The following is an 18,700-nucleotide window of genomic DNA, read 5'->3' on the forward strand; positions in this document are numbered from 1 at the left end:
CAGCGCCGGACGCCATGCTGGCCGACCCCTGCGCTGCCGTTCTACGGTGTGACCTCGGGAGCCATTGCGCGACGAGGACACGAGTCATGCCGATTGAGCGGAGCCCTGTCGATCTCCTGGCCCCGGCCCAGCGGGCCGTCGAGCCGGTGACGAGCTTTTTCGGCCATGTGGTGGCGGCCGTCGAGGCGCTGCCAATGGAGCGCATCGCCACCGCGCTCGGGGTCTTTCTGCTGTGTCTGGCGCTACGCTGGCCCATCCGCCACGTGATCTTGTTCCTCATTGTGCGCACGGTGGGCATCACCAGCAAGGATCTGCGGACGCAGATCGCCGACGCGCTGCGGCAGCCCGTGGGGCTTCTGCCGGTGGTGCTCGGCATCTTCTTCGCCTTCGAGATCCTCAAGGTGGACGAGAGCGGCATCATCGCCCGCATCTCCAAGGAGGCGGTCGCCACCTTGCTGATTCTGGCCGCCTATTGGGCCTTGTTCGCTCTGGTGGAGCCGCTGATCGCCTATCTGCGCCCACGGCAGAGCCATCTCACCGCCCCGGTGGCGGACTGGATCCGCAACGCCTTGAAATGCCTGGTGGCCTTCTTCGCGCTGGCGGCCATTCTGCAGCAGTGGGGGGTGCGGATCGGACCGATGCTCACCGGCCTCGGCATCGTCGGCGCCGCCGCCGCGCTGGGATCGCAGGCGCTGTTCAAGAACCTGATCTCCGGGGTGCTGATTCTGATGGAGCAGCGCTTCCAGTATGGGGACTGGGTGAAGGTTCCGAACGTGGTGGAAGGCACGGTGGAGAGCATCGGCTTCGGATCCACCAAGATCCGCCAGTTCGACGACGCGGCGGTGCAGGTCCCCAATTCGGATCTGGCCGACAATGCCGTCATCAACTACACGCGCATGCGTCGGCGGCGGATCTATTGGCTCATTGGCGTGCCTTATTCCACAACCGTCGATCAGCTGCGGGTCATTCGCGACGGCATCGAAACCTACATCCACGAATGCGCGGACTTCGTGCCCTATAAGCAGGCCTCCACCTTCGTGAGGATCGATTCATTCGGCCAGTCGTCCATCAACATCATGGTCTATTGCTTCACGCGCACCACCAATTGGGGAGAGTGGCTGCTGGTGAAGGAGCGCCTCGCCTATAAGATCATGGACATCGTGCTCGGCGCCGGCTCCAGCTTCGCCTTCCCCTCCACGTCGCTCTATGTGGAATCGATGCCGCACGATCAGCCCGACCTGTTCCTGCCGCCGGAGGGTGATCAGCCCCGCATCGAGGCCGCCGTGGAGCCGCCGCCGGCCGCGGGTGGCGCGGTGGGGCGCGTCGGCCCCACGGATAAGGGCGAACTGGACGGACCACCGGGCGAGGGGCATGGCTGACCCCGATGCCGTGACCGCATCGCTGGCCCTCGCGTCCGGACTGCGAACGACCGATCTCGCTCAGGAGGCGGGGTGCACGTGCGGATGGCTGTGGCTGTGCGGGTGGGTGTGGATCTGCGCGGGTGCGAGGCCTTGATCCTGGATGACCAGGGCGTGGGTGGCCAGCTCCGAGATGAAGGCGTCGTCGTGGGACACCAGCAGCAGCGCGCCGCTGAAGGTGCGCAGCGCATCACGCAGGCGCCGGCCGTTGCTCACGTCCACGCCGTTGGTGGGTTCGTCCAGCATCAGCACATCGGGCCGCATGGCCAGCAGGCCCGCTAGGCACACGAGCCGCTTCTCCCCGCCCGACAGGCGATGGCTGATGCGATCCGCCAGATGGCCGATGCCGAGCGCGTCCAGCACATCCGCCGCCTGCGCCTGGGCCTGGGCCTCGGACAGGCCCATGTTCAGCGGGCCAAAACACACATCCTCAAGCACCGTGGGGCAGAACAGCTGGTCCTCGCTGTCTTGAAACAGATAGCCGATGCGGGGCCGGAAGGGACGAAAGTCCCGCTCCTCCACACAGCTCGCGCCGAACAGGCGGATCGTGCCCTGAACGGGCCGTTCCAGGCCGACGATGGCGCGCAGCAGCGTGGTCTTGCCCGCGCCGTTGGGGCCGACGATGGCCAGCCGTTCACCGGCGGTGAGGGTGAGGTCCACCCCCTGCAGCACCGCAACGCCATCGCGGGCCAGGGTCACGTTCTGAAGTTCGATGAGCGGGGTCATAGGCGGTCGATCACCAGGGCGATGAGGCCGATGCCGGCGATGCCGGCGAAGCCGACCCAGTCGGTGACGGCGGGCGCCGGCTGGGTGCGATAGGGAAAGCGGCCATCGTAGCCCCGGCAGGCCATGGCGTCTTCAATCCGCTGCGCGCGATCGAGCGCCCGCACCAGCATCATGCCGATGAGGTTGCCATAGCTGCGCCAGGTGTGGCGGTTGGAGCCGGGGCGAAAGCCGCGCATGCGCATGGCATCGTGCAGGCGCCGGGCTTCGTCGCGGATCAGGCCCGCGTAGCGCACCGTCATCACGAACAGGCGGGTGAGGCGTTCGGGCACGTGGAGGCCGCGCAGGGCGGGGCCGAGCCGCGAGGGGTCCACATCGCCCAGAAGGGCCATCGCCAGCAGCACCGAGGCCGATACCTTGCAGGCGATGAGCGCGGCGCGCGCGACCCCCTCGACGCTGGCGGTCAGCGGGCCCAGCACCAGCAGGGGCGTGCCGGAAACGGTGAAGGGCAGGGTGGCGAACAGCAGCAGCAGGAAGCCCTCCATATGCAGGAGGCGCAGCCAGAGGCGTCCGGGCGGCCGCACCAGCGCCATCATGACGACGATCAGCGCCAGCACGCCGGCCGCCAGGGTGAGGGTCGCCAGCTGAGAGATGCAGGCGATCGCCACGAAGGTCGCGAGCAGGCGCAGCCGCAGATCTTGGGGCGGCATCAGCCGCGGCGCGCGCGCAGCCACAGTGCTCCCCCTGCCAGCCCGATGATGAGGAAGACCCCCGACAATGCATCGACGAAGCGCAGGCGCGAATCCAAGGCCTCGATCCGTTCCAGCAGCGGCTCGATCTGGCGGGCCACCGCGGCGTCCACCACTGCCGCAAGCTGCTGCGGGTCGGTGGAGGGACCCATCGTCGCCGGCGCGGCGGTGGGGGGGCGAGCAGCGCTGGCGGGTGGGCTTTGCGCGGGGGCCGCGCCATCGAAGCGGGAGGCGGCCAAGGTGGTGCTGGCGACGTGCGCGTCGTGGGTGTCCACGGTCACCGTGAGGTCCGAGGCGAAGCCCTGGGGCAGGGTGAAGCGGAACGCGCCCTCGGTGTCGGTGTCGCCGCCAGCGAGCTGGGTGCCTGTGGCATCGCGGGCGGTCCAGGCCGCGCCTTGCGGCCGGCCCCCGCCGATGAAGAAAGCGTAGCCGCTCACCGTCTCGCCGGCCACGGCGGCAAATACCTTGAGCTTGTGGGCCTGGGCCGGCCCGGCAAAGGCCAGGGCGAGAAGCAGCGGCAGGAAAACGCGCATCATGAGGGCGTGGCCACCGGTGAGAGGGCCGAGGGTTGAACCCGGGCCAGGAACGTGACGATGGCCGCCGTCACCAGTGCCTCGCCGAACGCGAGGGGCAGATAGGTGGCGATGAGGACGCTGGCAACCACCGTGTATTCGCTGGACGACAGGGCAAGGGAGAGGGCCACCAGCGCCCCCGTGCCGAGCACCGACAGGGCCCCGACCGCCCCCGCCAGCAGCGCCCGCACCAGCGGTCGCGCGCTGCGGCGGATCATGGGCCCCAGCAGGGCTGCGAACACCACCCCGGGCAGGGCGATGTTCACCGTGTTGACGCCGAGTGTGGTGAAGCCGCCGAAGCCGAACAGCAGCACCTGCAACAGCAGCACCACCAGCACGGCGGCGAAGGTGCTGACCCCCAGCATGATGCCGAGCAGGCCGGAGAGCAGCACATGGACGCTGGAGGGCCCCACCGGAACGGCGATCAGCGAGCCGGCGAACACCACCGCCGAGAGAATGGCGGCACGGGGGATCAGACGATCGTCGAGCCGCCGCAGCGCCAGCACCACGCCGGCGGCGGCGATGACGCCGCCCCCGACCAGCACCGGGGCTGAAAGGATGCCGTCCGGAATATGGGCCATTCGCGCCTACTTTCCTGCTGCGCCAGCCATGTCGGTGGCCTTGACCCAGATGAGGGCGCCTTCCTCGACTGCGGCGGGCTTGCCATCGGGCGCCGGCTTCTTCGCGTCGCCGTCGAGTAGCGCGGCAAAGCCCCACCAGCCCGCGCGGGGCATGGCGTAAGTGAAGGTGCCGTTGGCGTCTGCCTTGATGACCTGGGTCACGAATGCATCATTGGGCGGGCGCACCGAGCCGTCGTTCACGAACTCCACCTCGACTTCGGCGAACGGCACCGGCTTGCCGGCCTTCAGCACCACGCCGGAAAAGACGTTGCCCGTCCAAAGGCCGGTGGGGCGGGTGAGGGGCTGGATCTCCACCGGAAGCCCCACCAATTCGTCCCATCCCTCGCCGGAGGCGAAGCCGTCCACGATCACCTTGGCATAATGAACGATGTATTTGTTCTCGGCCGGCTCCCAATAAGGCTGGGGCTCGACGAAGAAGATCTCGGCACCGGGTTCCGCGATGGCGCGGGTGAGGCTCCAGGCGCTCTTGCCGTCCACTGGCTTGGCCTTCACCTGGTCTGTGAGGTCGGTGGTCTTGCCTCCGGCGTGCACACCTACGCGGACCGGCTTTTTCATCTCCATCGTCGGGCCGCGCTCCACCGGGTGGGTGAAGATCAGGTCGAGCGTCACGTCTCCGCCTTCCGGCAGCACGTCGGCGGAGGGAATGATTTCCTGGAAATGGGCGAAGGCAGGCGTGGCACCGAGCAGAAGGCCGACCAGGCCAAAGCGCAGTGCGGAACGAAGGTGCGACACGAAAACCTCCAGTATGAAAGACTCGATAAAAAATCATACCTCCGCCGGTCTGATCTTCGCAACCACGCCGGCGTTATTCTCGCCGCGCCCGCGGCGCGTATGATGCGTCGCCCCCCCTTTGGCAGAGAGGCCCATGCAGCGCACAACCATCACTCTCGACGACGATCTGGCCGCCGACCTCGATGCCTATATGCAGGCCACCGGAGCCATGAGCCGCTCCGAGGCTATTCGCGATCTGGTGCGCCGCGGCCTGTCCACCCGGTCTGGCCGACCGGCGGAGGCCCATTGCTTCGGCATTGTCAGCTGCACCGTGGATCAGGCCGTGCGCAATCTGGCGGCGCGCGTGCCCCAGGGGCGGCTTGAGCGGCATGATCAGACCGTGGCGGCCCTGTCGGTGCCGCTTGATCACACCACCTCCATCGACATCGCGGTGATGCGTGGCCACGTGGCCGATGTCTCCGCTTATGCGGAGGCCCTGTTCCTGGAACGTGGGGTGATGCACGGAGCGCTGAACCTCATTCCCGTGGTGGAAGACAAGGTGCCCCATTCCCACGCCGAAGGGACCGGAACCGCGCACACCCATCTGCGCGTGCGCAGCGGCTTTTGAGGGAGCGCCCTCCCGCTCGAAGGGAGCGGGAGGGCAGGTGGTCATTCCGGCAGCTTGCGGTCCATATCCCACAGGCTGTAGGCGCTTTCGCCCACCAGGGTCTGGTCGAGCCCGGCTTCCTGCACCGCATCGGACACCCGCAGCTTGCCGGTGAGGTCGAGCAGCGTCAGCAGGATGGTGGTGACCACCCAGGCGTAGAAGGCGACGATGGCCACCGCCAGCACCTGCATCAGCAGCTGGTGGCCGCTGGCCTGGACGCCGTTGATATGGGAGCTGGCCGCCACGCCGATGAGGATGGCGCCGGTGATGCCGCCCACGCCATGGGCCCGCCACACCTCAAGGGTGTCGTCGATCTTGAGCCACTTCTGCACATACTTGGCGTAATAGCAGACGGTGGCACCAGCGGCGCCGATGCAGAGCGCCGCCATGGGCTCCACATAGCCCGACGCGGGGGTGATGGTGGCGAGACCGGCCACGGCGCCCACCAGCACGCCGGAGAACGAGGCCCGTCCGGTCTCACGCCATTCCCAGAACATCCACACCAGCATGGCGATGGAGCCGGCCAGCATGGTGTTGGTGAAGGCATAGGCGGCCAGCGCGTCGGCGGCATAGGCGCCGCCTGCGTTGAAGCCGAACCAGCCGAACCACAGCAGGCCGGCGCCCAGCGCCACCAGCGGCAAGGAGGCGGGTTCCGCTGCCCCTGAGCCCGGGGCGGTCTTGCGCTTGCCGAGATAGCGCGCGGTGGCCAGAGCCGAGAAGCCGGCCGAGGCGTGGATGACGATGCCGCCGGCGAAATCCACCACGCCGAGCTGCGCCAGGAAGCCGCCGCCCCACACCCAGTGGGCCGCCGGCAGATAGATCAGCACCGTCCACAGGGCGATGAAGATGAGATAGGCGCCGAACCGGAACCGACCCACGAAGGCGCCGGTCATGAGCGCCGGGGTGATGATGGCGAACATCATCTGATAGGCGAACACGGTGATGAACGGCACGCTGGGCCCATAGGTGGGGTTGGGCGTGACGCCCACGTGATACATGCCGAAATAGGGGCGGATGTCGCCGATGACACCGCCCAGGAGGCTCGGGCCGAACACCAGGCTGAAACCGCCAAAGACCCAGATCAAGCCGACCACGCCCATGCACACGAAGTTCTGGATCATGATCGACAGCATGTCGCGCTGCTTCACCAGGCCGCCGTAGAACAGCGCCAGCGCCGGCGTCATCATGCAGACCAGCGCCGTGCACACCAGCACGAACGCGGTATCACCCGCATTTATTCCCTGCATCTTCGTCCCCCTTCGATCTCACTTCAGCCCAGCTCGAAGATTAAACGCAGTTGGCGGCAGCGCCCGTTGAGGGAGCACCGCCGCCATCCCTGCCGTCCGCGGTTCAGTTGGCCGCGGCTTTCCCCGTCGCCGCGTCAGCCGCGGGTGCCACCAGATGGCCCTTCACTGCCGCATGCGGATGGGGCGCGAAGGCCTTCTTCGGCGCAATGAACAAGTACATGGTGAGCACATAGGGCGCCGTGAACGACGGCAGGCCCGCCGGCAGCATCATGACATCGAAGGCCCCCTGGATGAACACGGTGGTGATGGTCGCCAGGAGAGCATAAAGGGCGACCCGCAGCGAGGGCTTGAGGAAGATCACGCCCACCGCCATTGCCGTCAGCACCGGGCTGAAGCCATAGAGGCCGGCCTGCACCGTGGCCGTATCGGCGCCCATGAGAATGGACACCACCATTGCAACGGCGGAACCCGCAGCCGCGGCGATGCCGGCCGGGATCGAGGCGATGAAGATGCCGAGCAGAATGAGGGCTCCGCTATACTCACTGCCCAGCAGGTAGACCTGGCCGATATTGCGGAAGAAGATCTGCACCAGCTCCAGCGGGGCGGGAATGCTCACCAGGCCCTGCACATAGTCGGTGGCGAGTTTCGGCGCGTCGCCGGAAACGCTCAGGCCGCCGAAAGAGTAGGCTCCGGCCACCATCAGCCAGCCGGTCAGCACGAACGGGCCGGTCGATCCGGGAATGCCCCAGGCCTTGGTCAGGGTGGCGCTGAAGGCTGCGGTGATCACCGTGCTGGCGGCCGCACCCACCACAACATAGACCCACAGCTGCGGCGAGGCGGTGATGAAAGTGGGCAGGGCGGCGCCGACCAGGATGCCGTTGAAGCCATAGAGGCCCGAGCTCACCGAGGTGTCGTCGGCATCCAGCAGCATGGCGGTGAGGGTCGCCACCACGACGCCGACGGCAGCGCCGATGGTGGTCGCCCACACGCCCGATTGGTAGGAGGCGACGGCGATCGCCGCGAAGAAGAGCACTCCGGTAATGGAGTTTTCCATGAAGAAGACCTGGCTGGTGCCGCGGAGGCACAGGACCAGGAAATTCGGTTTACTCTCGGTCGTGGCCATGCTGTCCCCCCGTGTCAGCGCCAGATGAATTCAGTCGGCAACGTGCGGCCGCGCGCTTCCTCGCGGACGATCCGCCAGAAGCGTCGCACCTCGTGGCGCACGTCGTAGCTTTCCACGCCCACTGCTCGCAGCATCAGCCCCGCCTCGTTGGGCAGCCGCGAGACGCCGCTCATGACGCGGATCTCCCCCTCCACCGGCAGGTGCGGGGTGAAGCGCTCGCGGATCCGCGCGCACACCGGCGCGGGCGCCAGGCACATGATGTTGGCGAAGGCATCGAACCCGCGCATCACCGCGGTGAAGTCGATGGTGGGGTCGCCTTTCTCGATCAGCACCTTTTCCGTGAACAGCTGCCGCCCGTCGGGGCGGCGCACGCTGGCCATCACCGACAGCAGGTCCAGGCCGAACCGCTCATCCACGTGATGATGCTTGCGCCCGGTCATCATCATCTCGCCGTAGAGCACGGTGGCGTCGGGCGCGACCACCAGCTCGGTTTCGTTGATGAAGCGTGAGCCCCGGTAGGGAATGGTGAAGTCTGGCAGGTATTCGAGATAGGCGCCGGCCTCGACGTTCACCGTCTGGTGCTGGGACGCATAATTGGCATCCATGCGGTGGATGCGGTTGGCGCCCTGCGAGGTCACATAGGCGCAGGCCCCGGGCCCCACCGAGATGTCGATCTTGTAGCGATCGCCCTGGAGAATGCCGCCGCCCACCGAGATGATGGAGCAGATCGGCAGTTCCGGCATGGCCTCGTCCCAGTACAGCGCCTGCTGCACCAGCAGGGGGGCCACACGATAAAGATCGTGGAGCACCGACTTGCCATGGCGCATGGAAAAGCCGAGCCGCAGCTCGCCCACCTTGCCAGGCCCGGCCGCGCGCATCTGCGCGGGCTGGTCCTGATAGCCTTGCACTTCCCGCGCGAGGTCGAGGCGCCTCAGTTGCGCATCAAGGCCCATGGAGCTACTCGGCCGCCGAGCTGGTGGGGGTCGACGGCTTCACGTCGAACAGCGCCATGTCCATGATGAGCGCGATCAGCTCGTCGATGCCCTCGCCGGTCTTGCAATTGGTGAACACGAACGGCTTCTTGCCGCGCATCAGCTTGGAATCCCGGTCCATCACCTCCAGGCTCGCGCCCACATAGGGGGCGAGGTCCTTCTTGTTGATGACGAGGATGTCGGACTGGCACACGCCCGCCCCGTTCTTGCGCGGGATCTTGTCGCCTGCGGCCACGTCGATCACATAGATATAGAAGTCTGCGAGGGCCGGGCTGAAGGTCAAAGTGAGGTTGTCACCGCCGGACTCGATGAAGATCACATCGCTGTCGGGGTATTTTTCCTCGAGCTCCTCGACGGCGGCGATGTTCATGGACGGATCTTCACGCACCGCCGTATGCGGGCAGGCGCCAGTTTCCACGCCGACGATCTTTTCTTCCACCAGAATGCCATTGAGCGTGCGGCGCACCTGCTTGGCGTCCTCGGTGGTCACCACGTCATTGGTGATGATGAGCGGCTTGATGCCCATCTTGATGAGGCGCGGGGTGATGGTCTCGATGACTGCCGTCTTGCCGGAGCCGACGGGCCCGCCGATGCCGATACGGGTGATCTTCTTCATTGTTCGTTCCTTTCCGGGGCGGCCATTAGTTCATGAACAGGCGTACGTGAGCGCTGGTGTGGTGCGCCACCAGGATGTCGAAGACCGGTGCGAACACTGACATTTCCTCAAGGGCGAGGTCGCGGACGGCATTATAGTCCTCCTCCACCCGTCCCTGCACGGTGAAGAGGATGCGCTGGGTTTCCATATGGTCGATCCGCATCAGCCGCAGCGCCGCGCTCAAGACCATGGATGCCACCGCATATTGGTGCATCACAAAGCACTCGATCTCATCGGCCCCCATCTCCCTCAAGGCAATGGCCTGGCCGATGGGAAAGCACCCGGGAGCGCTTCCGCCCTTGATGTCGCCGAGCCAGCGGTCGAGCAGGGGCAAGGGGGCGAGCTTCAGCGCCAGTTCGGCGAACTTGCGGCCCATGCGGGAGAGCATCAGCTGCTGTTCTTCGCCCACCCGGCGGCACCATAGGGCCTGATCGGCTGCGCGGATGGCTTCATAGTCGCCGGTGCCGGCGGCCCGATGGGCATGCAGCAGCGCCACGCCGTCCATGCGCGCCGCCTGGTGCACCACCAGTTCAACGAACTGGAGCAGCTCGGCCGGGTTGTTCACCACCTGCATCTGCAGGGCCGACTCCAGGCCGTTGGAAAAGGCGAAGGAGCCGATGGGCAAGGTCGAGTCCGAGAACTGCAGCAGGCGCGCCAGATGCACCATGCTGCGATGAGGGTCGGGCGCGGCGCCGTCGTCGTTCGCCATGGCAGGACCGCTCAATGCTCGTGCCGGTGCGCTGAGCCGTGGCCATGGGAATGACCATGCTCATGCGGGTGATCATGGTCATGGTGGTGATCATGATCATGGCTATGCCCGTGCTCATGCCCGTGCTCATGCCCGTGCTCGTGCCCGTGGCCGCGGTCAGCGATGTCGTGATGATGGTGGGGGGTGGCATCGGCGCCGGCGAACAGCAGGCGGTTCTCGCGTGCGTCGAGCTTGGCGGCCACTTCGGCGCCCGGAGCGAAGCGGGTCGTCACATGGGCGAAGGCGTGGGTGCGCATCACGGAGGCCATCACCTTCTGGTCGACCGAGAGGGGCACATAGACCGTGGTGCCCTTGATGACCGCGGGCCAATGCTGGTTGCCAAGGCCGTGGCCCAGCTCGAAGCAGGTGCGCAGGATCTCCACCGGGGAGAGCTGCTCGATGCTCTCCAGTTCAATCACCAGCACATCCTTGAGGGCGACCCGCGCCACCACGATGGTGTTGCTGGCCTCGTCGGCATAGAGCACGTCGCCGTCGTGAAGATGTTCGTTGCGGGGCAAGGAGATAGCGAGCTCGATGCCGCCCTCGCTGGCCTTGCGCAGGCGGTTCTTGGGGGCTTCCCACTGCTCCAGGATCAGCGGGTCCACCTTGGCGCTGGCGGCGCGGGTGCTCCAGTGGGGATCGCTCAGGTTGCCGAGCATTTTTTCAACGAGGATCATGCGGGTCTCCCAATGGGCGTGTTCGGTCACGCGCGCCGCAGGCGCGTCGCGGCATGGATGCCGAGGAGGGTTGCGATGTAGCCGAAGACGAGGCTGAGGATGATGTAGAGGAGGCTGAGGCCGAGCCGAGCCGGCTCCACCATCTCGGAATAGGCACCGAAGACGAAGGTGGAGAAGGTGGACATGCCGCCGGTGAAGCCGGTGCCCAGCAGCAGGGTGAATTCGTTCGACACCCCGCCGATGCGGTGCAGCGAGAAGGTGAAGCCCAGGAGCAGGCAGGCGAGCACGTTGGCGCTGAAGATATCCATCGGGAAGCTGCCGCCGTGCTGGGGCAGCAGGAGCATGAAGAACTCGCGCGTGGCCGCGCCGAGTGCACCACCAACGAACACGAAAACCGCTTGCGCCCACATGATGCCGCCTCCTCACGCGCGCGCCAGGGCCACGCCGGCGGCGGCTGCCGCCAGGCCGAGGACCGTGGATGAGACAAGATAGAGCAACGCCAGGCCGTGCCGGTGCGCGGCCGACATCTGGGTGGTGTCGAGCAGCATGGTGCTGAAGGTGGTGTAGCCGCCGAGCAGGCCGGTGAGCACCAGCGACGACATCACGTCGCCGAAGCGATGTTCCCAGCTGACGCCGAGCGCCGTCGACAGATAGGCGATGACGAAGGCGCCGCTCACGTTGATGAAGAAGGTGCCAAACTTGAAGCGGGAGACGATCCATCCGTCGATGAGCCGCCCGATCTGCCAGCGCAAGAGCGAGCCGATGCCGCCTCCCAGACAGACCCACATGACATCGATCGCGCGCATTTCACCTTCCGCCCGAAGCGGGAACGCAGGAATGGGGCAGGGAAGGGCTGGGGGAGGCGGCGCCTCTCCCAGCCCGTGATGGCCTAGCTGAAGAAATAGAGCTGGCTGAGCGGGATGCTCGTGGCCGGCTCGATGGTGGCGTGCTCCCCATCGACGGTGACCGCGAAGGTCTCCGGGTTGACCTCGATGGCCGGCAGACAGCTGTTGCGCACCATGGAGGTCTTGCTGAGGGTCCGGGTTCCATACACCGGCACCACATTGGACTTCAGCTCGTAGCGCTGGACGATGCCGGCGTCGATGGCGGCATGGGAGGTGAAGGTGACACGCGTCTTCGGCAGCGCCGAACCCAGCGTGCCGAACATGGGCCGATAGCGCACCGGCTGCGGCGTGGGCAGCGAGGCGTTGGGATCACCCATCAGCGACCAGGAGATCATGCCGCCCTTGATCACCATCTTGGGCTTGGCGCCGAAGAAGGCGGGCTCCCACAGGACCAGGTCGGCCATCTTGCCGACTTCCACCGAGCCGATCACCTGGGCGACGCCCTGGGCGATGGCCGGGTTGATGGTCACCTTGGAGACGAACCGCAGCACGCGCGCGTTGTCGTTGCCGGAGGTGTCGCCGGTATAGGCGCCGCGCCGCTGCTTCATCAGGTGCGCGGTCTGGATGGTGCGCATCCAGTTCTCGCCCACCCGGCCCATGGCCTGGCTGTCGCTCGACAGGATGGAGATGGCGCCCATGTCGTGCAGCACGTTCTCCGCGGCGATGGTCTCGGCACGGACACGGCTTTCGGCGAAGGCCACATCGGTGGGGATCTTCGGGCTGAGATTGTGACAGATCATCGTCATGTCGAACAATTCAGCCTGCGAGTTCACCCCGTACGGCAGCGTCGGGTTGGTGGAGCTCGGCAGCACGTTGGAGACGCCGGCCACGCGGATGATGTCCGGGGCATGGCCGCCGCCGGCGCCTTCCGTGTGGTAGGTGTGGATGGTGCGGCCCTCGAAGGCGGCGATGGTGCTCTCGACGAAGCCGGCCTCGTTGAGCGTGTCGGTGTGGATGCACACCTGCACGTCATATTCGTCGGCTACGGTGAGCGCCGTGCGGATGGCCTGCGGGGTGCTGCCCCAGTCCTCGTGGATTTTCAGGCCCATGGCGCCGGCGCGGATCTGCTCCTCGATGGGCGCGATGCCCGAGCAGTTGCCCTTGCCGAGCACGCCGGCATTCACCGGCCAGGCATCGAACGAGCGGAGCATCATCTCCACGTTCCAGGTGCCGGGGGTGATGGTGGTGCCGTTGGTGCCGTCGGAGGGGCCGATGCCGCCGCCGAACAGGGTGGTCACGCCGTTGCTCAGCGCCGCTTCCGCCTGCTGGGGCGAGATGAAGTGCACGTGGGCGTCAATGCCGCCGGCGGTGAGAATGAGGTGCTCGCCGGAAATGGCGTCGGTGCCCGCGCCGATGGCGAGGCCGGGGGTGACGCCGGGCATGGTGGCCGGGTTGCCCGCCTTGCCGATGCCGCAGATGAGGCCGTTCTTGATGCCCACATCGGCCTTGATGATGCCGGTCACGCCGTCGACGATCGTCACGTTGGTGATGACGAGGTCGGGAGCGCCCGCGATGTTGGTGAGCTCGTTGTCGAAGCCCATGCCGTCGCGCAGCGTCTTGCCGCCGCCATAGACGGCTTCTTCGCCGTAGACGCGCAGGTCCTTCTCAATCTCGATGAAGAGATCGGTGTCACCCAGGCGGATCTTGTCGCCCGTGGTCGGACCGTAGAGGTCCGAATACTGCTGCCGTGAGATCTTGACCATCTCAGCACTTCCTTCCGTGTATCAGGGCGGCGGATCAGGCCTTGTTCTTGAAGCCGTAGCGGGTGACGCGCTCCATGGCGTCGGTCAGGCGGGGGCGGTAGTCCGCATAATTCTCGTCGCCCACCCAGCCGTTCACGAGGCCGTTGAAGCCCACCACGCGCTGCTTGCCCTGGAAGGGCACGAGGACGACCTCCTTCTCGTCGCCGGGCTCGAAGCGCAGCGCGGTGGTCGCCGGAATGTTCAGGCGCTTGCCGAAGGCCTGCTCGCGGTCGAACTCGAGCGCGGCATTGACCTCGAAGAAATGGAAATGCGAACCCACCTGGATCGGACGATCGCCGGTGTTGCGCACCTTCAAGGTCGTCGTCGGATATCCGGCGTTGAGCTCGATGTCGTCGGAAGCCAGGACCAGTCCCCCGACTGGAACCTTCTTGCTGTCGTCAGCCATGGCGGAACCTTTCCTCGGATTCACTTGATGGGATCGTGGACGGTGACCAGCCGGCTGCCATCGGTGAAGACGGCTTCGACCTGCACATAGGGGATCATCTCGATCACCCCGTCCATCACGTCGTCATGGGCCACGGCCTTGCGGGCGAGCTCCATGACTTCTTCCACCGTCTTGCCCGCGCGCGCGCCATCCAGTGCGGCAGCGGCGATGAGCGACACGGTCTCCGGGTGGTTCAGCTTCAGGCCCTGCTCGCGTCGACGCTGCGCGACCTGTGCCATCATGTAAATCATCAACTTGTCGATTTCGCGTGGGGTGAAATGCATCTGCATTCTCCTTTCGTGAAGAGGAAGTATTCTTTATTTCTACAGACCCGGCCGCCTCCCGCGACTGGCTTCTCTAGTTCGCCGATCGGAATGGCATGGCACCGCCCGGCCGCGCGATGGCGCCGCCCGTCGGCTGGATTCGATGGTCCGCGGTGATCCCGGGCGCCGTCGCCTCGGATCATAGACCTCTACAGCCCGACCGGTGACGTGGCGATGTCGCAGAAGGCGGATGGACCCGCCATGCGGTGCTGCCGTCCCCAACCTTTGTGCGTTAATACAATCTAAGATTGATAACGTGCCAAACCGCGTCTTGTAACGCGCAAGCGAGGCGCGCGCATGTCCGTGCCGCTGGAATGTGACAAACTGTTGTCGCAATGAGAGTTCCGCGAATGCCGATGTCCCACTCAAGGGGGCGAGAGGCGCGGGGCGGTACGTCGCGTGGCGGCGGCTCATATCACTGCAACTCCGTACAACGCCCCAACTGGGGAACCGCGGTGACACGCCGACGGCGAAGTCCGGCAGGCGCCGACTCTTCGCTCGCCTTATGAAGGTAGTTTAATGCGGCAGGGCTGGTCCGCAATATCCTAAATGAGAGAGTACCCTTGAAGTTGTAAGGGGTTCGGGCGGGATGGGGTCAGCGCTGCTGCCAGACGTGGGCGCGCGGTGCTGCGCCCGGAAGAGGTGGAGCCGGTGCGCGGCCTCCGCCGCCGGCGCGGCGATCGCGCCGAGGGCTGCGGCGGGTGCGCAGGCGCCGCTGCCGGCGCTAGGAATCCACAGGCAACGGATCTATGGTGCGGCGCCTTTCCAGCCGATCGTTGTTCCGTGACCCCAGCCGCCCTTCTGCAAGCGACCCTTGATCTGTTGCATGACGTCGAGAACGTCGCCCGCCCTGCCGATGCCGTCGTCTCGGCCTGGTTTCGGACCCATCGCGACCTGAGCGACGAGGACCGGGGCCGCATCTCCGATCTTCTCTATGCGCTGCTGCGCCATCGCGCGCGGCTGGGCTGGTGGTTGGCGCGCCACGGCCGCGCCGACACGCCGCGCCAGCGGCTGCTCGCCTGGCTGGTGCTGGATGGGCGCAAGACGGCCGATCAGTTGCGTGGCCTGTTCACCGGCGGGACCTTCGCCCCCAGCGTCCTCACCGATCACGAGCGGGCGCTGGCGATCAAGCTGCAGGGCGGCTCCATCAATCACCCGTCCATGGCGGACGAGGTGCGCTATGAGTGCCCGGCCTGGGCCGTCGCGCCCCTGTGCGAGCGTTTCGGCGAGGACTTCGCCGCGGAAATGGCGGCCCTGCTGACGCCGCCGCCGCTCGATCTGCGGGTCAATCCGGTCAAGGCCACCCGGGCCGAGATGCTGGAAGCGCTGCGGCATCTGGGCCTGCAGCCCGAGGCGTCTCACCTGGCGCCCTATGGCATCCGCCTCGATGCCCGCCTGTCGCTGGCTCGCCTGCCCATGCTGCATGCCGGAGCGGTGGAGATTCAGGACGAGGGCTCGCAGCTGGTCGCCATGCTGGTGGACGCGCGACCGGGAGAGCGGGTGGTGGACTTCTGCGCCGGCGCGGGGGGCAAGACCCTCGCCATTGCCGCGCAGATGGCCAACAAGGGCCACGTCATCGCCTGCGACGTGCTGGAGAGCCGGCTGAAACGCGCGGCCGAGCGGTTCCGGCGGGCCGGCCTCCACAATATCGAAACCCGGCTCCTCGCCAGCGAAACCGACCGCTGGGTGAAGCGCCACAAGGGCACGTTCGACCGGGTGCTGGTGGACGCCCCGTGCAGCGGCACCGGCACCTGGCGGCGCAATCCCGATGCCCGTTGGCGCGAGGAAGGACAGGGCCTCGACAATCTGCTGGCGCTGCAGGGCCGCATTCTGGCCAGCGCGGCGCGGCTGGTGAAGCCCGGCGGGCGGCTGGTCTACGCCACCTGCTCGCTGCTGCCTGCGGAGAACGAGGCGCAGGTGGCGGCCTTCCTTGCCGCGCATCCCGCCTTCCATGCGGTTCCGCTGGCCGATGCCGCGCCGCACCTGACCTGCTCGGCGCATCCGGACTATCTGTCCCTGACCCCGGCGCGCCACGGCACCGATGGCTTCTTCGCCGCCGTGCTGGAGCGCGCGGCGGCGCCGGCCGAGGCGCCGGCAACCCCCTAGACGCGGGTCGCCCGGGCCGCGCCTCACCCTTCACCTCCCGGTGCCCGACCGCTGGATGCGCCGTCGGATCAGGCCTTCGGCAGGCGCACGCCCTTGGTGGTGAAGCGTTGGGTGCCGGCAGGGCGACGCACGGGACGCGCCGGTCCGCTCCGCTTGGCGCCGGTCCCAGCGCCGGCACTTTTGCCGGTGCCCGGAGGCTGGTGGGCCGGCACCAGCTGGTCGGGCCGGGGGCCGATGAGATCGGCCCGGCCCATGGTCCGCAGCGCCTCGCGCAGCAGCGGCCAGTTTTCCGGATCGTGATAGCGCAGGAACGCCTTGTGCAGGCGCCGCTGCCGCAGGCCCTTCACCGTCACGACCTTGTCGCTGCCGCCATGCCGCACCGCCCGCAGCGGGTTGATGCCGGTGTGGTACATGGCCGTCGCCGTCGCCATGGGGGAGGGCAGGAAGGTCTGCACCTGATCGGCGCGATAGCGGTTCTTCTTGAGCCACAAGGCGAGGTTCATCATGTCCTCGTCGGTGGTGCCCGGATGCGCGGCGATGAAATAGGGAATGAGATAGTATTTCTTGCCGGCCTGCTTCACCGCCGCGTCGAACATCTCCTTGAAGCGGTCATAGGTGCCGATGCCCGGCTTCATCATCTTGTCGAGCGGCCCGCGCTCGGTATGTTCCGGCGCAATCTTCAGGTAGCCGCCCACATGGTGGGTGACCAGCTCCTTGATATATTCGGGACTCTTCACGGCGAGGTCATAGCGCACGCCGGAAGCCACCATCACCCGCTTCACCCCCTCCACCTCGCGCACCTTGCGATAGAGGCGGATCAGGTCATCATGGGAGGTGTTGAGGTTCTCGCAGACATCCGGGAAGACGCAGGAGGGCCGCCGGCAGGCCTTCTCGATCTTCGGATCCTTGCAGGCCATGCGGTACATGTTGGCGGTGGGGCCGCCGATGTCGGAGATGACGCCGGTGAAGCCCGGGGTCTTGTCGCGGATCAGCTCGATCTCGCGCAGGATCGAGGCTTCCGAACGGTTCTGGATGATGCGCCCCTCGTGCTCGGTGATGGAGCAGAAGGTGCAGCCGCCGAAGCAGCCACGCATGATGGTGACCGAGAACTTGATCATGTCCCAGGCCGGGATCTTCGCATCGCCATAGGCCGGATGCGGCGCGCGGGCATAGGGCAGATCGTAGACGCTATCCATCTCCTCCGAGGCGAGCGGGATGGGCGGCGGGTTCAGCCACAGGTCGCGGTCGCCATGGCGCTGCACCAGCGGGCGGGCGTTGCCGGGATTGCTCTCCCGGTGCAGCACGCGGGAGGCGCGGGCGTAGGCCTCCGGATCACTTTCCACCTGCTCGAAGGCCGGCAGGCGGATCACCGTATCACCGGGACGGCGGGCGGCGCCCTCGTCGGCATCGTCGAGGTCGTCGGCGTGCAGTTCCGTGTAGGTCTCTGGCACCCGGCGGAACAAGGCCACGCCGCGGATGGAATTAAGATCGCGCGGCGCCTCGCCAGCGGCGATCCGGTTCGCCACCTCGATGATGGCGCGCTCGGCGTTGCCGTAGACCAGGAGGTCCGCCTTGGAATCCGCCAGGATGGAGCGGCGGACCTTATCGGACCAGTAATCGTAATGGGCGATGCGGCGCAGGGAGGATTCGATGCCGCCCAGGATGATCGGCACATCCTTGAACGCCTCGCGGCAGCGCTGGGTGTAGACGATCACCGAGCGATCCGGCCGCCGCCCGCCTTCGCCGCCGGGGGTATAGGCATCGTCGTGGCGCAGCCGGCGGTCCGCCGTGTAGCGGTTGACCATGGAATCGAGATTGCCGCCGGTGACGCCGAAGAACAGCCGCGGCTTGCCCAGCACCTTGAACGGCTCCGCCGACTGCCAGTCGGGCTGGGCGATGATGCCCACCCGGAAGCCTTGGGCCTCCAGCAGCCGGCCGATGATGGCCATGCCGAAGCTGGGGTGATCCACATAAGCATCGCCGGTCACCACGATGATGTCGCAGGCGTCCCAGCCCAGCGCGTCCATTTCGGCGCGGCTCATGGGCAGGAACGGCGCCGCCTGGCCCGTGCGCGGCCGGAGGCAGGGCAGGGACGGGACGGTGTTTTCGGCGATTTGTGCTGTGGCTTGGGGCTGCATGGGCCCACGCATAAGGCCCCACTGTGGCGAATTCAACTCACGCTCTCGCGGGCGACGCGAGGAGCGATGCCCCCGGCCGGGCGGGTGACGCTCGGCCGGGGGGAAATGCAGGGCCCTG

General features: G+C 66.8%; 20 protein-coding genes. 3 read left to right on the plus strand and 17 right to left on the minus strand.

Annotated elements, in window-relative coordinates:
• The first annotated feature begins 86 nt into the window (after positions 1-86).
• Positions 87-1,379, plus strand: a complete 1,293-nt coding sequence (locus tag ACU4E7_RS16240; protein ID WP_447019458.1) for a mechanosensitive ion channel family protein — start codon at positions 87-89, stop codon at positions 1,377-1,379.
• 60 nt (positions 1,380-1,439) lie between these two features.
• Here ACU4E7_RS16240 and ACU4E7_RS16245 read toward each other — a convergent pair whose 3' ends face one another.
• Genes ACU4E7_RS16245 through ACU4E7_RS16265 form a run of 5 tightly spaced genes read right to left on the minus strand, consistent with a single transcriptional unit; the run spans position 1,440 to position 4,814 of the window.
• Positions 1,440-2,144 carry an energy-coupling factor ABC transporter ATP-binding protein gene (locus ACU4E7_RS16245; RefSeq protein ID WP_447019459.1) on the minus strand — a complete coding sequence of 235 codons (705 nt, stop codon included), beginning with the start codon at positions 2,142-2,144 and terminating at the stop codon, positions 1,440-1,442.
• Positions 2,141-2,851 (minus strand): cobalt ECF transporter T component CbiQ, encoded by a 711-nt coding sequence (gene cbiQ, locus ACU4E7_RS16250; RefSeq protein WP_447019460.1) that lies wholly within the window; start codon positions 2,849-2,851, stop codon positions 2,141-2,143. The genes ACU4E7_RS16245 and cbiQ overlap by 4 nt, the downstream gene beginning before the upstream one ends.
• Entirely contained in the window at positions 2,851-3,426 is a 576-nt protein-coding gene (locus ACU4E7_RS16255; protein ID WP_447019461.1) for a cobalamin biosynthesis protein CbiL, read from the minus strand. Before ACU4E7_RS16255 ends, cbiQ begins: the two co-directional genes overlap by 1 nt.
• Positions 3,423-4,043, minus strand: coding sequence for a cobalt transporter CbiM (gene cbiM, locus ACU4E7_RS16260; RefSeq protein ID WP_447019462.1), 621 nt, complete (start codon positions 4,041-4,043; stop codon positions 3,423-3,425). Before cbiM ends, ACU4E7_RS16255 begins: the two co-directional genes overlap by 4 nt.
• Before the next feature lie 6 nt (positions 4,044-4,049).
• A complete protein-coding gene (locus ACU4E7_RS16265) occupies positions 4,050-4,814 on the minus strand; it encodes a DUF4198 domain-containing protein (RefSeq protein ID WP_273546201.1) in 765 nt (254 codons plus the stop codon).
• 154 nt (positions 4,815-4,968) lie between these two features.
• On the opposite strand from ACU4E7_RS16265, the gene nikR reads away from it, so the two are divergent.
• On the plus strand, positions 4,969-5,442 hold the full coding sequence (gene nikR, locus ACU4E7_RS16270) for a nickel-responsive transcriptional regulator NikR (protein ID WP_447019463.1): 474 nt from the start codon (positions 4,969-4,971) through the stop codon (positions 5,440-5,442).
• Between the two features lie 41 nt (positions 5,443-5,483).
• On the opposite strand, the gene ACU4E7_RS16275 is transcribed toward nikR, so the two are convergent.
• The 11 genes from ACU4E7_RS16275 to ACU4E7_RS16325 all read right to left on the minus strand — a co-directional run bounded on the left by ACU4E7_RS16275 (position 5,484) and on the right by ACU4E7_RS16325 (position 14,299).
• Positions 5,484-6,728: an ammonium transporter gene (locus ACU4E7_RS16275; RefSeq protein WP_447019464.1), complete on the minus strand. Its 1,245-nt coding sequence runs from the start codon at positions 6,726-6,728 to the stop codon at positions 5,484-5,486.
• A 103-nt stretch (positions 6,729-6,831) separates the two neighbouring features.
• Positions 6,832-7,851 carry an urea transporter gene (gene yut / locus ACU4E7_RS16280; RefSeq protein WP_447019465.1) on the minus strand — a complete coding sequence of 340 codons (1,020 nt, stop codon included), beginning with the start codon at positions 7,849-7,851 and terminating at the stop codon, positions 6,832-6,834.
• Positions 7,852-7,865: 14 nt separating this feature from the next.
• The gene (locus ACU4E7_RS16285) at positions 7,866-8,804 is read right to left on the minus strand and encodes an urease accessory protein UreD (protein WP_447019466.1); all 939 of its coding nucleotides are present in this window, start codon (positions 8,802-8,804) and stop codon (positions 7,866-7,868) included.
• Between the two features lie 4 nt (positions 8,805-8,808).
• Positions 8,809-9,459 carry an urease accessory protein UreG gene (gene ureG, locus ACU4E7_RS16290; RefSeq protein WP_447019467.1) on the minus strand — a complete coding sequence of 217 codons (651 nt, stop codon included), beginning with the start codon at positions 9,457-9,459 and terminating at the stop codon, positions 8,809-8,811.
• 25 nt (positions 9,460-9,484) lie between these two features.
• Entirely contained in the window at positions 9,485-10,207 is a 723-nt protein-coding gene (locus ACU4E7_RS16295) for an urease accessory protein UreF (protein ID WP_447019468.1), read from the minus strand.
• An 11-nt stretch (positions 10,208-10,218) separates the two neighbouring features.
• The gene (gene ureE / locus ACU4E7_RS16300) at positions 10,219-10,923 is read right to left on the minus strand and encodes an urease accessory protein UreE (protein WP_447019469.1); all 705 of its coding nucleotides are present in this window, start codon (positions 10,921-10,923) and stop codon (positions 10,219-10,221) included.
• 26 nt (positions 10,924-10,949) lie between these two features.
• Positions 10,950-11,333 carry a fluoride efflux transporter CrcB gene (crcB, locus tag ACU4E7_RS16305; RefSeq protein ID WP_238121380.1) on the minus strand — a complete coding sequence of 128 codons (384 nt, stop codon included), beginning with the start codon at positions 11,331-11,333 and terminating at the stop codon, positions 10,950-10,952.
• A 12-nt stretch (positions 11,334-11,345) separates the two neighbouring features.
• Complete coding sequence (locus ACU4E7_RS16310) at positions 11,346-11,729, minus strand: fluoride efflux transporter FluC (RefSeq protein ID WP_238121381.1); 384 nt, start codon at positions 11,727-11,729, stop codon at positions 11,346-11,348.
• 83 nt (positions 11,730-11,812) lie between these two features.
• Complete coding sequence (locus tag ACU4E7_RS16315; protein ID WP_447019470.1) at positions 11,813-13,531, minus strand: urease subunit alpha; 1,719 nt, start codon at positions 13,529-13,531, stop codon at positions 11,813-11,815.
• A 34-nt stretch (positions 13,532-13,565) separates the two neighbouring features.
• The gene (locus ACU4E7_RS16320; protein ID WP_238121383.1) at positions 13,566-13,976 is read right to left on the minus strand and encodes an urease subunit beta; all 411 of its coding nucleotides are present in this window, start codon (positions 13,974-13,976) and stop codon (positions 13,566-13,568) included.
• Positions 13,977-13,996: 20 nt separating this feature from the next.
• Positions 13,997-14,299, minus strand: coding sequence for an urease subunit gamma (locus ACU4E7_RS16325; RefSeq protein WP_447021652.1), 303 nt, complete (start codon positions 14,297-14,299; stop codon positions 13,997-13,999).
• 822 nt (positions 14,300-15,121) lie between these two features.
• Here ACU4E7_RS16325 and ACU4E7_RS16330 point away from each other — a divergent pair.
• Positions 15,122-16,444, plus strand: coding sequence for an RsmB/NOP family class I SAM-dependent RNA methyltransferase (locus tag ACU4E7_RS16330; protein ID WP_447019471.1), 1,323 nt, complete (start codon positions 15,122-15,124; stop codon positions 16,442-16,444).
• 68 nt (positions 16,445-16,512) lie between these two features.
• Here ACU4E7_RS16330 and ACU4E7_RS16335 read toward each other — a convergent pair whose 3' ends face one another.
• The gene (locus ACU4E7_RS16335) at positions 16,513-18,582 is read right to left on the minus strand and encodes a YgiQ family radical SAM protein (RefSeq protein ID WP_238121386.1); all 2,070 of its coding nucleotides are present in this window, start codon (positions 18,580-18,582) and stop codon (positions 16,513-16,515) included.
• Between the last annotated feature and the right edge of the window lie 118 nt (positions 18,583-18,700).

The sequence above is a fragment of the Xanthobacter sp. ZOL 2024 genome (assembly GCF_052932325.1).